This is a genomic window from Allobosea sp. NPDC055594 (assembly GCF_053618995.1).
In genome coordinates, this window is the sequence record NZ_JBSHIO010000010.1 from 56,075 (window position 1) to 70,196 (window position 14,122).

At 67.2% G+C, this 14,122-nt stretch carries 13 protein-coding genes and 2 tRNA genes; 5 read left to right on the plus strand and 10 right to left on the minus strand.

What is annotated here, in order from left to right:
- Positions 1-264: 264 nt before the first annotated feature.
- Positions 265-1,530, minus strand: a complete 1,266-nt coding sequence (locus tag ACWGRX_RS19390; protein ID WP_452118962.1) for a hemolysin family protein — start codon at positions 1,528-1,530, stop codon at positions 265-267.
- Positions 1,531-1,724: 194 nt separating this feature from the next.
- Here ACWGRX_RS19390 and ACWGRX_RS19395 point away from each other — a divergent pair, with 194 nt between their 5' ends.
- Complete coding sequence (locus tag ACWGRX_RS19395; RefSeq protein ID WP_452118878.1) at positions 1,725-2,333, plus strand: DUF938 domain-containing protein; 609 nt, start codon at positions 1,725-1,727, stop codon at positions 2,331-2,333.
- 110 nt (positions 2,334-2,443) lie between these two features.
- Here ACWGRX_RS19395 and ACWGRX_RS19400 read toward each other — a convergent pair whose 3' ends face one another.
- The 3 genes from ACWGRX_RS19400 to dps all read right to left on the minus strand — a co-directional run bounded on the left by ACWGRX_RS19400 (position 2,444) and on the right by dps (position 6,657).
- The gene (locus tag ACWGRX_RS19400) at positions 2,444-3,025 is read right to left on the minus strand and encodes a YqaA family protein (RefSeq protein ID WP_452118879.1); all 582 of its coding nucleotides are present in this window, start codon (positions 3,023-3,025) and stop codon (positions 2,444-2,446) included.
- Positions 3,026-3,201: 176 nt separating this feature from the next.
- Positions 3,202-6,030, minus strand: a complete 2,829-nt coding sequence (locus tag ACWGRX_RS19405) for a valine--tRNA ligase (protein WP_452118880.1) — start codon at positions 6,028-6,030, stop codon at positions 3,202-3,204.
- A 147-nt stretch (positions 6,031-6,177) separates the two neighbouring features.
- Positions 6,178-6,657, minus strand: coding sequence for a DNA starvation/stationary phase protection protein Dps (gene dps / locus ACWGRX_RS19410; RefSeq protein WP_291647412.1), 480 nt, complete (start codon positions 6,655-6,657; stop codon positions 6,178-6,180).
- A 143-nt stretch (positions 6,658-6,800) separates the two neighbouring features.
- On the opposite strand from dps, the gene ACWGRX_RS19415 reads away from it, so the two are divergent.
- Together ACWGRX_RS19415 and ACWGRX_RS19420 are read left to right on the plus strand one after the other, a co-directional pair.
- Complete coding sequence (locus tag ACWGRX_RS19415; protein WP_291638534.1) at positions 6,801-7,286, plus strand: pyridoxamine 5'-phosphate oxidase family protein; 486 nt, start codon at positions 6,801-6,803, stop codon at positions 7,284-7,286.
- Positions 7,287-7,304: 18 nt separating this feature from the next.
- Positions 7,305-7,541, plus strand: a complete 237-nt coding sequence (locus ACWGRX_RS19420) for a hypothetical protein (protein ID WP_291638535.1) — start codon at positions 7,305-7,307, stop codon at positions 7,539-7,541.
- A gap of 225 nt (positions 7,542-7,766) precedes the next feature.
- Here the strand turns inward: ACWGRX_RS19420 and ACWGRX_RS19425 are convergent, their stop codons facing one another.
- From ACWGRX_RS19425 to ACWGRX_RS19445, 5 genes are all read right to left on the minus strand, one after another.
- Entirely contained in the window at positions 7,767-8,366 is a 600-nt protein-coding gene (locus ACWGRX_RS19425; protein WP_452118881.1) for a PopZ family protein, read from the minus strand.
- A 216-nt stretch (positions 8,367-8,582) separates the two neighbouring features.
- Positions 8,583-9,998 carry a TolC family outer membrane protein gene (locus tag ACWGRX_RS19430; protein WP_452118882.1) on the minus strand — a complete coding sequence of 472 codons (1,416 nt, stop codon included), beginning with the start codon at positions 9,996-9,998 and terminating at the stop codon, positions 8,583-8,585.
- Positions 9,999-10,243: 245 nt separating this feature from the next.
- Complete coding sequence (locus tag ACWGRX_RS19435; RefSeq protein ID WP_291647417.1) at positions 10,244-10,885, minus strand: protein-L-isoaspartate O-methyltransferase family protein; 642 nt, start codon at positions 10,883-10,885, stop codon at positions 10,244-10,246.
- Positions 10,886-11,413: 528 nt separating this feature from the next.
- Positions 11,414-11,740 (minus strand): hypothetical protein, encoded by a 327-nt coding sequence (locus ACWGRX_RS19440; protein WP_291647418.1) that lies wholly within the window; start codon positions 11,738-11,740, stop codon positions 11,414-11,416.
- 352 nt (positions 11,741-12,092) lie between these two features.
- A tRNA-Cys gene (locus ACWGRX_RS19445) sits at positions 12,093-12,166 on the minus strand.
- 190 nt (positions 12,167-12,356) lie between these two features.
- Between ACWGRX_RS19445 and ACWGRX_RS19450 the strand changes: the two genes are divergently transcribed.
- Both ACWGRX_RS19450 and ACWGRX_RS19455 read left to right on the plus strand, forming a co-directional pair.
- Positions 12,357-12,431, plus strand: a tRNA-Asn gene (locus ACWGRX_RS19450).
- 423 nt (positions 12,432-12,854) lie between these two features.
- Positions 12,855-13,139, plus strand: coding sequence for a hypothetical protein (locus ACWGRX_RS19455; protein ID WP_291638540.1), 285 nt, complete (start codon positions 12,855-12,857; stop codon positions 13,137-13,139).
- Between the two features lie 138 nt (positions 13,140-13,277).
- Here the strand turns inward: ACWGRX_RS19455 and ACWGRX_RS19460 are convergent, their stop codons facing one another.
- Positions 13,278-14,051, minus strand: coding sequence for an HpcH/HpaI aldolase family protein (locus ACWGRX_RS19460; RefSeq protein ID WP_452118883.1), 774 nt, complete (start codon positions 14,049-14,051; stop codon positions 13,278-13,280).
- Positions 14,052-14,122 lie beyond the last annotated feature (71 nt).

A 14,122-nucleotide genomic window follows, 5' to 3' on the forward strand; every position in this document is an offset into this window, starting at 1 on the left:
CGACTTCGCGACGCACTGCGCGTTTGCACGCGCAGTCGGCCTCGACACAAGCGAATGGAGCGCCCCCTCTCCCCTTGCGGGAGAGGGCCGGGGTGAGGGGTCGCGCGACACTGGTCGCTGGCCCGCTCCGTCCGTCCCGAAGCCCTCCAGGCCTGAGTGACCCCTCATCCGGCCCTTCGGGCCACCTTCTCCCGCAAGGGGAGAAGGCAGGAGCGCACCGCGCCCGCGTCACATTGAAAGAAGAACGCCTTGCGGCCTGCCCGCTCAATCGATCCGGCTGACCAGGATCTTGTCGATGCGGCGGCCGTCGAGATCGACCACCTCGAAGCGCCAATGGCCCTTCTCGAAGCTCTCCCCGACATTGGGCAGCCGGTTCATCTCCGCCAGCACGAAGCCGGCGACCGTCTGGTAATCGGCATCGCGCGGCACATGGATGCCGAGCTCGTGCGAGAACTCGTCGACCTGCATCCAGCCGGCGACGAGATAGGAGCCGTCGGCGCGCGTCACCAGGGCCGGCTCGCTGTCGTCCTCCTCCTGGAAGGCGCCGGTGATCGCCTCGAGCACGTCACTGGAGGTGATGATCCCCTCGAAATGGCCGTACTCGTCGAAGACCAGCGCCATATGCACCGGCGAGGCGCGGATCGCCCGCAGCACGTCGAGCGCGCCGGTCGTGTCGAGCACCACCGGGATCTGCTGGACCATGCTGCGCAATTCGCGGCCGTCGCCATCGGCGAAGGCGTCGAACATGTCCTTGACGGTGACGACGCCGATGATCGCATCGGCCTCGCCGTCCTGCACCGGCAGGCGCGAGCGCCGCGTGGCGCGCAACTGCGCCTTGATCTCCTCCGGACTATCGGCGAGGTCGAGATGCTCGACCTCGCGCCGCGGCGTCATCAGCGCCCGCGCCGAGCGATCGGCGAGGCGCATCACGCCGGAGATCATCTCGCGCTCGTCGCGCTCCAGCACGCCGGCCGTCTCGGCCTCGGCGATGATGGTGCGGACCTCCTCCTCGGTGACCTTCTCCTCCGGCTCACCCTTCTGGCCGAGCAAGGCGAGGACGGTCTTGCCGGAGACGTCGAGCAGCCAGACCAGCGGCGAGCCGATCTTGGCGAGCAGCGCCATCGCCGGCGCGACCCGCGCGGCGACCCGTTCCGGATCACGCAGCGCGATCTGCTTCGGCACGAGCTCGCCGATGATCAGCGAGAGATAGGTGATCGCGACGACCACCGTGCCGACGCCGACGCCGTCCGCGACGGCGCTGGAGAAGCCCTGCTCGTCGCGCAGCCAGTCGGCGAGACGGGTGCCGAGCGTCGCCCCCGAAAAGGCGCCGGACAGCACACCGACAAGGGTGATGCCGATCTGGACGGTGGAGAGGAAGCGGCCGGGATTATCGGCCAGGCGCTGTGCCGTCGCCGCGCCGCGGCTACCCTGATCGCTGAGGACTTTGAGCCTTGCTGGTCTGGATGAGACGACCGCGAGTTCCGACATGGCGAGCACACCGTTGATGACGGTGAGGACGACGACGATCAAAATCTCGGTTAACAACACCAGCTCGAAGGCTGCAGGGCCGCACTCGCTATCGTCCTGCTTCGCTGGCGCTTATAGAGCATCGCGCGAAGAAGTGGGTACCGGTTTTTCGTAGGGCCCTATGCCGAACTTTACGTATCGGTCGCGCATTTTATCCTTCGGGCACCTCCGCCCGAAAGCGATGGGAGAACGCAAAATTGCCTGAAGCCGAGATCCGCCAGTTCGCGCCCTCCGCCCAGCGCAACCGCGACCCGATCCTCGCCGTGCTGCGCGAGACCCTGCCGGCGAAGGGGCAGGTGCTCGAGATCGCCAGCGGCTCCGGCGAGCATGCCATGCATTTCGCGGCCGCCCTGCCCGGCCTGTCCTTCCAGCCCTCGGACCCCAATGCCGAGGCGCGCGCCAGCATCGACGCCTGGGCGAAGGAGGCCGCGCTGCCGAACCTGCTGCCCGCCCTGGCCCTGGACGCGTCGACCCCCGGCTGGCCGCTGGCGCGGGCCGATGCGGTGATCTGCATCAACATGATCCACATCTCGCCCTGGGCGGCGACGCAGGGACTGATCGCCGAAGCGGCGCGGCTGCTGCCGCCCGGCGGCCCGCTCTATCTCTACGGCCCCTATCGGCAGACTGGCGTGCCGCTGGCGCCGAGCAATGCCGCCTTCGACGAGAGCCTGCGCGGCCGCGATCCGCGCTGGGGCCTGCGCGAGCTCGACACGGTCGCAGCCCTCGCCGCCGCAGCCGGCTTCGGCCCGCCCGAGGTCACGGCGATGCCGGCGAACAATCTCAGCGTGGTGTTTCGCAAGCGCTGAGCGACGAGTGCGGCGGGCTTCAGAGCCTGTCGGAGAACGCCCCCTCATCCTTCAAGACGCCGCTGGCGCGGCTCCTCAGGATGAGGGCTCGAATATCCGGAGGCCCCCGCTCAGAGCACCATCGGCAGCACGAAGAAGCCCCCGACCACCACCACGACCAGCGCCAGCGCCGTCATCGGCAGATGCTTCTCGATGAAGATCCGGATGTTGTCGCCGTAACAGCGCAGGGCGACCGCGATCATCGCGAAGAAGGTGACGCGGGAGATCACCATGCCGACGGTGAACTTCCAGAGGTCGAAATGCAGGAAGCCCGACATGATCGTGACGATCTTGAACGGGATCGGCGTCAACCCCTTGGTCAGCAGCACCCAGAACCAGTAGTCCTGCGAGGTGTGGATCAGATGGGCGGCCTTCTCCTGCAGGCCGTAGATGCCGATCAGCCAGGCGCCGACCGATTCATAGAGCAAGGCGCCAATCGCATAGCCGAGATAGCCGCCGGTGACGGCGCCGAGCGAGCAGACGCCGGCATAGAACCAGGCACGGTCCGGACGCGCGATGCACATCGGGATCAGCAGCGGGATCGGCGGCAGCGGGCTGATCGAGCTTTCAACGAAGGTGATGGCGAAGAGCAGCCAGGGCGCTGCGGGATGGGACGCGTAAGACACGCACCAGTCATATGCACGCTTGAGCATTTACTGTTCGACCGCTCCCCGGGCTCGCCCCTGACGCATGGTTGGCGTGCGCCGCATGCATCTACGCGATCCCGCGGCCGGACGCCAGAATTCTCTTAGACCAGCGTCAATAGCGCGACCGTTTCGTGACGGAAAAAGGTCGGGGCGGCCCCGAAAGCACCGCCCCGGCATTCGCCTCAGGCAAGGCGCTCGAGCGCCTCGGCGATCTTCAGCTTGCGGGCCTGCGCGATCGCCTTGCGCTCGCGGTTCTCCTCGACGATCTCCTCGGGCGCGCGCGCCATGAAATCGGCATTGCCGAGCTTGCGCTCGACGGCGGCGATGTCCTGGTCGAGCTTGGCGAGTTCCTTGGTCAGGCGCCCGCGCTCGGCATCGAGGTCGATGATCCCGGCGAGCGGCAGGGCCGCGATCTCGCCGCGCACGATGATCTGGGCCGACTGGCCGGGTGCCGCATCGGCGAACTCGATCGCCGAAAGCCGCGCCAGACGCTCGATCATCGGCGCCCAGGCCTCGACGGCGGCGCGCGTCGCGGCGCTCGGCTTGACCAGCACCAGTGGCACCTGCGCCCCACCCGGCACATTGGTCTCCGAGCGGACCGAGCGGATATCGGAGATCAGGTCGACGACGAAGCCGATCTCGGCCTCGGCCGCCTCGTTGACCAGAGCGCCGAGCTGTGGCCAGCGCGTCAGGCAGACCAGCGAAGCCTCGCCGGCCGGCACCGGCCGCGGCGCGCCCTCGCCCGCCTTCTGCGCCCAGAGCTCCTCGGTCAGGAACGGCATGAACGGATGCAGCAGCTGACAGATCAGGTCGATGACATGCGCCACCGTCGCCTGCGTCTCGGCCTTCGCCGCAACGGCAGCCGCGTCGGTGCCCTCGCCCTGCAGCACCGGCTTGGAGAGCTCGAGATACCAATCGCAGAACTGGCCCCAGACGAAGCGATAGGCCGCGTCGGCCGCCTCGTTGAACTTGAAGCTCTCGATGCCGGCGGCGATCGCATCGGCGGTGCGCGCCGCCTCGGAGAGGATCCAGCGGTTGAGCGGCAGCGCGACCTTGGCGGGGTCGAAGCCCTCGGCCCGCAGGCAGCCGTTCAGTTCGGCGAAGCGGGCCGCATTCCAGATCTTGGTCGCGAAGTTGCGGTAGCCTTCGACGCGCGCGGTCGAGAGCTTGATGTCGCGGCCCTGCGCCGCCATCGCCGAGAGCGTGAAGCGCAGCGCATCCGCACCATACTTGTCGACAAGCACCAGCGGGTCGATGACGTTGCCCTTGGACTTCGACATCTTCGCGCCCTTCTCGTCGCGAACGATGGCGTGGATATAGACGTCCTTGAACGGCACCTCGTCCATGAAGTTGAGGCCCATCATCATCATCCGGGCGACCCAGAAGAAGATGATGTCGAAGGCGGTGACCAGCGTCGCCGTGGGGTAGTAGCGCTTGAGCTCGGCCGTCTCTTCAGGCCAACCAAGCGTCGAGAACGGCCAGAGCGCCGAGGAGAACCAGGTGTCGAGCACGTCCGCGTCGCGCGTCAGCGCGACCGGGCCGCCATAATGGCCGAGCGCCAGCGCCTGCGCACCGGCCTCGGACTCGGCGACGAAGCACTCGCCATCCGGCCCATACCAGGCAGGAATCTGATGGCCCCACCAGAGCTGGCGCGAGACGCACCAGGGCTCGATGTTCTCGAGCCAGTCGTTGTAGGTCTTGGTCCAGCTCTCCGGCGTGATCTTGGTGCGACCGTCCTTGACCGCCTTGAGCGCGCGGTTGGCCAGCGGCTTGACGTCGACATACCACTGGTCTGTCAGCCAGGGCTCGATCACGACGTCCGAACGGTCGCCATGCGGCACGGTGTGGGTGTTGGGCTCGACCTTGCGCAGCAGCCCGCGCGCCGCCATCAGGCCGACCACCGCCTTGCGGGCCGTGAACCGGTCCGCGCCGTGCAGCGCCAGCGTCTCCGCCTCGGGAGAAGCGCCTTCCAGGAAGTCGGCATTGTCCTGAATCAGGATGCGAGCCTCGCCGTCCAGGATGTTGACGATCCTGAGTGAATTGCGCTTGCCGACATCGAAGTCGTTGAAGTCGTGCGCCGGGGTGATCTTGACCGCGCCGGTGCCCTTCTCGGGGTCGGCATAGTCGTCGCCGAAGACCGGGATGACGCGGCCGACCAGCGGCAGCACGGCATTCCTGCCGATCAGCCCCTTGAGCTTCTCGTTCTCCGGATGCACGGCGACGCCGGTATCGCCCAGCATCGTCTCGGGCCGGGTCGTCGCGACGGTGATGTAGGTCGCAGGATTCTCGGGGTCGTAGACCGCGCCCTCGATCGGATAGTCGAAATAGTAGAGATGGCCGTTCGGGTCCTTGGCCAGCGCCTTGTCGAGCTTGGCGGCGTCGAACGCCTCCTCGCCGTCGCGCTGCCATTTGAACGAGCCGGTCTTCTCGACCTGCAGCACCTCGAGATCGGAGATCGCGGTCTGGAACTTCGGGTCCCAGTTCACCAGCCTTTTGGCGCGGTAGATCAGCCCCTGCTTGTGCAGGGCGACGAAGACCTTGAGGACGGCAGCCGAGAGCCCCTCGTCCATGGTGAAGCGCTCGCGCGACCAGTCGCAGGAGGCGCCGAGGCGCTTCAGCTGGTTGACGATCGTGCCGCCCGATTCTTCCTTCCACTTCCAGACCTCGGCGACGAAGGCCTCGCGGCCCATGCTCCGCCGGTCCGAACGGTTCTCGGCCGCGAGCTTGCGCTCGACCACCATCTGGGTCGCGATGCCGGCATGGTCGGTCCCCGGCTGCCAGAGCACGTCCTTGCCGCGCAGGCGCTCGAAGCGGCAGAGCACATCCTGCAGCGTGTTGTTGAGCGCGTGGCCCATATGCAGCGAACCCGTCACGTTCGGCGGCGGGATCACGATGCAATAGGGCTCGGCGCCGGGCGCGGCGCCGCGCCCTGCCCGGAAGGCATCCGCCTTCTCCCAGGCCTCGCTGATGCGTGCCTCGACGCTGGCCGGCTCGAATGTCTTGTCCATCATCGCTTTGCTCGAACGCCGAAAGGCCGGGGAACCTGCCCCGGCCGTTGAATAACGAAAGCCAAAAGGTCTGACGCCTTAAGAGCGCATGCGGGGGCTGTGCGTCAACGTTTTCGACGCGATGCAGCCCTGCATCGGACTTGGGCGCCCTCAGGCGGCCTGCGATTGCAGGAACCAGAGCGCCTTGTCGAGCATGCGCGAATAGGCGGTCAGGAGATCGGCGGTGCCGGTGTCGCCGGCCTCGTCGCTCTTGTCGATCGCCTCGCGGACGCTGTTGGCCGCCGCGGCATAGCGCTCGATCAGCGCCGCGAGATGCTCGGCGACCGCGACGATTTCCGTCGGATAGGGCTTGAGATCGCTGCCCGCGGCGACCGCCTGCGTCGTGCCGAGCGCGATGCCGCCGAGCTGGGCGACCCGCTCGGCCACCGTGTCGACATGGCCATCGAGTTCCTTGCGGAAGCCGTCGAGCATCAGATGCACGCCGATGAAGCCCGGCCCCTTCAGGTTCCAATGCGCCTGCTTGGTGGCGAGGGCGAGGTCGATCCCGTCCTGCAAGCGCTCGTTCAGCAGGCCGATCACCTCGTTCCTGGCATTGGACGGCAGGTCGATGCGCGTGGCGGGCTTCTTCATGGCGATTTCCTTGGCTGGAGAGAATGGCGGGCGCTCCAGCAACGCATGAACGCCCCTCCCCGTTCCCTGGCGCCGAACCGCACCGCGCGAGGAACCGGCGCGCTTTCCAGCCGTTGGAAATGGCAGATCAAGGAGGATCTGAAATGCCCCGCCAAACCGACCAGGATCATGTCTGGGAGCTGATCGAGGAGATCGGCCTGTGCATGCTCGTCAGCCATGACGGCGCCAGCGACCAACTGCGCGCCCGCCCGATGAGCGCTCATGCCAGGCGCGACGAGGACGCGATCTATTTCCTGACCGACAAGCGCTCCCACAAGGACGACGAGGTCGAGATCAACGAGAATATCTGCCTGACCTTCGCCGACAATGCCTCCTACAAATATGTCTCGGTCAGCGGCACCGCGAACGTGCTCGACGACCGGCCGCGCGTCGAAGAGCTCTGGTCCACCGCCGCCCGCGCCTTCTGGGAGAGCAAGGACGATCCCAATATCAGGATCCTGCGGGTGCGCCCGGCCATGGCGGAGTTCTGGGACAGCCCGGGCAAGATCGTCACCAGCGTCAAGATGATGGCCGCAGCGGTGACGGGTTCGCGGCCGGATCTCGGCGCGAACCGCAAGGTCGTTCTTTGAAGCAGGGGGAGCAAACCCATGAGATTATTGGTTCATCTCGTCGGCGCCTGGGTCGCGGCAGAAGCCGCTTCAGGCCGCTATCCCCGCCCGGTCTCGCTGGCGCTCGGGGCGCTGGTCGCGCGCCTCGGCCCGCCGACCGCGCTGATGGCGCTCGCCGGCTGTACCATCCAGCGGCTCTATGAGGGCGGCGTCTTCGACAATTATCGGCCTCGCACGGTCCGGCCAGCCAGGGCCCGCGCGCCGAGGCGGCGTTAGACGCCGCCCCAGCGCCGCAAACCGCGTCATCCCGGCCGTAGCGAAGCGGAGCGCCGGGATCCATCGCAGGGCTCGACGCCTTAGGATGAATCCCGGAGCTGCGCCGCCTCGCGGCTTGTCCGGGATGACGGCAGAGACTCGGAAACGTTCAAGAAGGTCGGACTATCGGACCCGCCGCCCCCGCAAAATCGGAACGGCCGCCGCCGCCCCGTCCGGCAGGCTGCCTCAGTGGCGCCCGCCGCGGGCGACGCGCTCGATCTCGGCGCGCACCAGCCGCTCGACCATGCCCGGCAGATTATCGTCGAGCCAGGTCTTCAGCATCGGCTTGAGCATGTCCTTGACCAGATCCTCGAGGGTCCGGGCATTGTTGCTCAGCACGGTGTTGGCGAGGGCGCCGAAGGCGTTGTGCACGGCGGCACCGGCCTGATCCGAAATCAAGGACGCCATGTCGAGAGACGGAGCGCTCGGCGCGGCCTGCACTGGCGGCGCGATCGCGACCGGAGGCTCGGGCGGCGGCAGCGCAACCGTAGCCGCAGGCGCGGGTTCGACAGGCTCGGCGAACTCGATATCGTCGACCGCCACCGGCACCTCGACCAGGCTCGCCTCGGCACCGAGGTCGAGCACATCGTCCTCCGGTTGCGGCTGCGGATCGGGCTCGGAAACCGCCTCGGGCTCAGAAACCGGGTCGGGTTCCGGCACCGGAGCGAGCGCGGAAGGCTCGGGCTCGGGAGGAGTCGCCGGCTTCTCGTCATCCGCGATGATCCGCCGGATGGAGGCGAGGATTTCCTCCATCGAGGGTTCATTGGGCTTGGGCTGCGCGCTCATGCTGAATCCGGACCGCTCGACCGGGGAACGGCCATGGAATCAGCGCGCCCCCACATCATGAGTAGTTCACCGCTGAACCGGCAGGCAAGGCAGCGGCGTGCCCGCCCACAGAAGAAATCGCGACATGTGCGCCGAGGTTTCGCGTGATCCACGCGCCGGAACCCGGCCTCGCGCCGGGTGCGGCGACGAGGCAGTGCCGGGAACCGGCAGGTTGGCTCAGCGACCGTCCGGCGTCTGCGTGCCCCAGAGCAGGCCCTTGACCTGATCATAGTGCTTGCGCGCGTCGTAGCGCTCGGCCTTCAGCTTCAGCGTATTGGCTGAGAGCTTGCCGGTAGCGGAAAGGACGGCATAGGAGGCGACGACGCGGTCGCGCTGCGCGGTCACCAGCGTCGAACGGGCGATCACCAGTTCCTGCTGGGCGTTCAGCACGTCGAGCGTGGTGCGCTGGCCGACCTTGGCCTCCTCGCGGACGCCGGCGAGCGCCGTTTCGGCGGCCTGGACCTGCGACTGCGCCGCGGTGATCTGCGCCTTGGCGGCATCGAGCGCGCCCCAGGCCGAGACGACCGCCGCGCGGACCGTGTCGCGCGAGGTATCGACGTCGATGCGCCGCTGTCCGGCCGTTTCCTTGGCCTGGCGGGTGCGGGAATAGACCTGCCCGCCCTCGTAGATCGGGATGGTCAGGGTCGCGACGGCGCTGGCCGAAGTGCGGTTGTCACCGAAGAACTGGTTGTCATAGCGCTGCGCCACGATGCCGCGCACGCCGAGCACCGGATAGAGATCGGCCTCGGTGACCTTGACCTGCAGCTCCGCGGCATCGACGCCATGCAGCGCCGCGATGATCGCCGGGTGTCCCGTCAGCGCGATGTTCAGCGCAGCCTGGAGATTCCGGGGCAGCAGGTTCTCGACCGGGCGACCGGGGGAAAGCTGCTTCGGCTCGACGCCGATGTTCTGCCGAAAGCGCGCGATCGAGGTCTTGAGGTTCGACTCGGCCAGAATCGCCTGCGACTGCGCCTGCGAAAGACGGGCCTCGGCCTGTGCGACGTCGGTGCGGGTTACTTCGCCGACCTGAAACCTGTCGCGCGTCTGGCGCAGCTGCTCCTCGAGCACCTCGACGTTGTTGCGGTTGAGGTTCAGGATCGCCGTGTCGCGCAGCACGTTCATATAGGACGTCGCCGCGTCGAGCAGCACGTTCTGCTCGGTGTTGAGCAGCGTCGCGCGGGCGCCGAGCACCTGCGATTCGGCCTGGCTCACGGAGCTGCGCGTCTTGCCGCCGTCGAAGATGTTCTGGTCGATCTGGATCCCGGCACCGCGCGGCGTGAGTCGCGAGGTGTTGTTGTTGTGAAAGCTTCCGTTACGCGGAACCGCCGGGGTGCTGCTTTCGGTGATGCTGGCACCGATATCTGCGGAGGCATTGATCCGCGGGCGGTAGCCCGAAAGCGCCTGCGGCACGTTCTCATTGGTGGCGCGGACCGCCGCGCGCTGCGAATTCAGGGTCGGATTGCCGGAGTAAGCGCGCGACAGCGCCGATTCCATCGTCTGCGCAAGAGCTGGTGCAGCCAAGCCCGTGCCGAGAACGCCGATCAGCGCCAGGCGGCTCGCGGACCTTTTCCAGAGTAGCTTCGTTTCAGTCACCGGACGCCTCTTGTGCGGACTCTTGTCTCGCCCAGGCATCGCCCCAGCCTCGGCACTCATTTGAAATTTATAGGCGCGTCGACCGATATCGCCAACGGCCGCAGGGAACCCATCGCCTTTTCAGTTCGCCAGTGCCGCAAAAATGAGACACCTTTATCCTGCTCGCCACACTGCCCCCGGGGCGGCATGGAATTCGCTTCCGCTTCCGAGCCAGATCGCGGACGCCCCTCGCGAACGGCACCGCTTCAGAAAACGAAAGCCTCGGCCTTGCGGAATTCCGTGAGAGCAGGCGCCGCGGCATCGAAGACCGGCCGGCCGGTCAATGTCTCGCCGGCATGCCGATAGAGGATCACCCGCGCCGCGCGGCCGAGCCCTTCGATCGCAATCAGCCGACCACCGGGGGCGACATGGCCGAAAAGGCTGCTCGGCTGCGTTTCGCAGGCACCGCCGACGAGAACGACGTCGTACTGGGCCTTGGCGGGAATCGCCGCCAGCGCCTGGACCTCCGGCACGCCATCCTGCGCGAACGCGGCACGCGCCAGCGCCAGCGCCGCCTCGTCCGGCTCGCACAGGCTCGCCTGCGCGCCCATCGCCGCCATCAGCGCCGCGCCATAGCCCGAGCCACCGCCATATTCGAGCGCGCGCTCGCCGGCCTTCAGCTCCAGCGCCTGGATCATCCGGGCCACGACCATCGGCGCCGGCAGGGCGCGCGTCGTACCGGGCAGGGAGACCGACTGGTCGAGATAGGCCAGATGCGCAAGATCACCCGGCACGAAAGCCTCGCGCGGCACGCTGTCGGCGGCGGCAAGCACGGCCCGGTCGGTCACGTCATAGGTGCGCAGCTGGCAGTCCACCATCATGCGACGCAAATCCGCGAAGCTCGACATGCTCAAAATCTCCGAATGACGGCACAAGGCCGGCAGCGGGGTTTTGGGCGAGGCAGCCGCAAAAGGCAAGGCCAGCCGGCAGGGCGCATTGTGGGTACGCACCCCGTCGCAGAGCCGGGATCGCCACCGCCGCGAGCCACGCGGCCGGCTCATACGCAGCCGCGACATCCCCGGAGGCCCGAGATCGCATCGCTGCCCCCTCGCCTGTCGGCGGAACCGGCAAACGCGCCAGGAGGAATCGGCGCCGAGCATGCGGCAAGGGCATGCGGCAAGAGCACTCGCCCGAAACGGAGCGATTCGCCTGCCCTCGCCGGACCCCTGTTCCCGACGGCACCTGCGCAGGCACGGGCCGAATCGCCGGGATCGTGCCGCCGATTGAAAAGGGCCGCCCCTCCCCCCGGGGGATGCGCGGCCCAGATTTCGATGTCGGGCGCCGTGCCGAAAGGCTGCCGCTCTACGGCTACGGTACAGACGGCATCATCGCCCGCACCGCTTTTCGACAGGCGCCCTGCCTTGGCTCGGCTCGGCTTACTGGGTGAAGGTGAAGGTCGAGATCTCGCAGACATTCACCTTCTTTTTGATCACGGTGTCGCCATCCGCGAAGACCGCCTTGAAGTCGTAGATGCAGGCCTTGGTGCCGTCATCGATGTCGGCTTCGAGCGTCTCGCCATTTGCGAGCGTGTCGTTGTCGAGCATGTCTTCTTCCCAGCTGTCGGTGCCGGTCGACGACGCGAAGAAGCTGGTCATGACGCTCCCGGTCTTGTTGACGATGTCGACCTTCCGGTTCGCCGCGAAAGCCGGAGCGGCGAGGAGCGATGCAACTGTGACGGCGGCGATGATGAGACGAGTGGTCATAGGCATATTCCGTAGGCCAAGCGAAACAGATCGCTTGCAGCAACGGGCTGCTCTCATATCCTCTTGCGTAACGCAATCGGACCACCGGCCAGCCTGAGGTTCTCCCGCGGATTTTGCGCCGGGTCGCAATACCGAAGGAGGAACGGCCCGGCTGGCCGAAGCGAGCGCGACAGCGACACCTGAACCGAAGCCTCGCCAGCCGGTCAGGCCGGCACCGGGATCGCCCCCGGAAACATGATCGCCCAAGGGAGGGCGAGAACGGGAGGGAGTTTATCCCGTCGGCTGACGGGGTGGGCGCGGGCGGAACAACCTGCCGAAACAGCCCAAGGAAATCTGTTCATGAAAAAGAGTTTGGAGGCCTCGCCCGGAATCGAACCGGGGTGCAAGGATTTGCAGTCCTCTGCGTAACCACTCCGCCACGAGGCCTTCCGGGAGATCACGCGGGCGTGATCTCCATGACGCCGCCTATAACCACATGGCGCGCGCCTCCGCAACCGAAACCAACACGTCGACCACAGCGAAAATGCGACGCACCCCATCGATGACGATTTGCCGGCATGTTGCGTCGCAAAGGGCTTGCACCCGGCGAGCGTCGTCGCTATACGCCCCCCATCGGTCCCGGATAGCTCAGCGGTAGAGCAATCGACTGTTAATCGATTGGTCGCAGGTTCGAATCCTGCTCCGGGAGCCAGCAGTTTCAAGGGCTTAGTCGAGAGATCGGCTAAGCCCTTTCTGTTTTGCGCGCAGGCGCGCCTTCCAGCCCCTCAGACCCCGCTTATTGCTGATTTTGACCCGCTGGGTGCTAGGCGGCGGGCGCTTCGGCGAAGCCTATCGGCCAGCGGCGTGACAAGCCGCCGCAGCCGCAAGGCAGCCGAATCCCGTTTCCAGCCCGGCTCGCCATCGCCGATGCGAATCCCGATGCCCGCAGGCCTGGACAGGCGGGAATCGCGCCCATGGCTTGGGCCGGGCAAAGCCATGCGCTATCAGCGCCCGGAAGCACCGCCGAGCGCGCGATCTGCGCCGCATGCAGCAGCCCGCCGCCGGGCCGGCGAAGGAATCACCACGCGGCGCCGGCCGGCGCAGGGCGAGCCGGAATGAATGGGAGGGCCTGCGAGTGGCCTATACCGACGAACTCGAGCCGCTGATCGCGCTCGAACAGGATCTGCGCCGCAGAATCGCCCTGCAGATCGCAGCGGAGAATGGCGCACCGGCGCACCCCTCACCCACCGAGGACGAGCTCGCCGCCGCGGACGAAGCCATCGCCGGCTGGGTCGAGGCGGGCGAGGACGAGCAGGACATGCGCGCCTTCCGGCCGATCGGCCCGCTTCAGGCCCTGCTCGCCGACCATCAGGCGATCTTCGAGCGAATCCTCGACATCCGCGACCGCCGGCTGTCCTGACGCGCAGGAGGCGGAAACGACGCTCGGCCGGGGCAGCAGGCCGGCTTCAGGGCACGAGAAGAGCTCCGGCGTCATCCCGGCCTTTTCGCTGCGCTCCAGCCGGGATGACGGAGCGGCTCCATCCGAATCCGACGAACGCTACAGCGTACGCAGCGTCTTCAGCGCCGCCGCGACGCTGTTCTGGTAATGCGCGCCATCGACGCCCTGCGCGATCACCGAATAGCCGAGCTCGCGCACCCTTTTCGACCAGCCGAGATCGCCGGCCATCAGCCCGGCCGCCTTGCCGTTCGCCCGGGCGCTGCGGCCGACATGGCTGAGCGCCGCCTCGAAATCGGGATGGTGGAACTGGCCGGGGATGCCCATGAAGTTCGACAGGTCGAAATGACCGACCCAGAGCACGTCGATTCCCGGCACGGCCGCGATCGCCTCGGCATTCTCGACACCTTGCGGGCTTTCGATCTGCGCGATGATCAGCGTGCGGGCGGCGGCCTGCGCGATCTTCTCGACCGGCGAGCCGGGTAGATAATCGTCATGCGCGATGCCGAAGGCGGCGCCGCGATGCCCGGCCGGCGGATAATGCGCGCAGGAGGCGATCAGCCGCGCCTGCTCTTCCGTGTTGACCATCGGCACCATGACGCCATGCGCGCCGATATCGAGCGCCCGCGCGATCAGGCTGTATTCGGTGGTCGGCACCCGGATGACCGGCGCGATCGAGAGCCCTCGGCAGGCGGCGCAGAGCATCCGCATCGTCTCGAAGCTCGTGCCGGTATGCTCCATGTCGAGCAGGATGAACTCCGCCCCGGCCGCTGCCGCGATCGCCGGCAGGCCCGGCACGAAGAATTCGAGGGCCATCGTTCCGGCGACCAGCTCCCCCGACTGGATCCGCGCCTTCAGCCCGATTGCTCCACTCATCCGATTCCTCCCTTGCGATGGTTCGATAGATCTGCACGTGTCCATAGCCCGGCTTTGCATGCACGCTCGAC

Bases quoted from the DNA above. Each gene is read 5' to 3' on its own strand.
- ACWGRX_RS19400 (WP_452118879.1), bottom strand. From the start codon at position 3,025: ATGCTCAAGCGTGCATATGACTGGTGCGTGTCTTACGCGTCCCATCCC.
- ACWGRX_RS19405 (WP_452118880.1), bottom strand. From the start codon at position 6,030: ATGATGGACAAGACATTCGAGCCGGCCAGCGTCGAGGCACGCATCAGC.
- dps (WP_291647412.1), bottom strand. From the start codon at position 6,657: ATGAAGAAGCCCGCCACGCGCATCGACCTGCCGTCCAATGCCAGGAAC.
- ACWGRX_RS19415 (WP_291638534.1), top strand. From the start codon at position 6,801: ATGCCCCGCCAAACCGACCAGGATCATGTCTGGGAGCTGATCGAGGAG.
- ACWGRX_RS19420 (WP_291638535.1), top strand. From the start codon at position 7,305: ATGAGATTATTGGTTCATCTCGTCGGCGCCTGGGTCGCGGCAGAAGCC.
- ACWGRX_RS19425 (WP_452118881.1), bottom strand. From the start codon at position 8,366: ATGAGCGCGCAGCCCAAGCCCAATGAACCCTCGATGGAGGAAATCCTC.
- ACWGRX_RS19435 (WP_291647417.1), bottom strand. From the start codon at position 10,885: ATGTCGAGCTTCGCGGATTTGCGTCGCATGATGGTGGACTGCCAGCTG.
- ACWGRX_RS19440 (WP_291647418.1), bottom strand. From the start codon at position 11,740: ATGACCACTCGTCTCATCATCGCCGCCGTCACAGTTGCATCGCTCCTC.
- ACWGRX_RS19460 (WP_452118883.1), bottom strand. From the start codon at position 14,051: ATGAGTGGAGCAATCGGGCTGAAGGCGCGGATCCAGTCGGGGGAGCTG.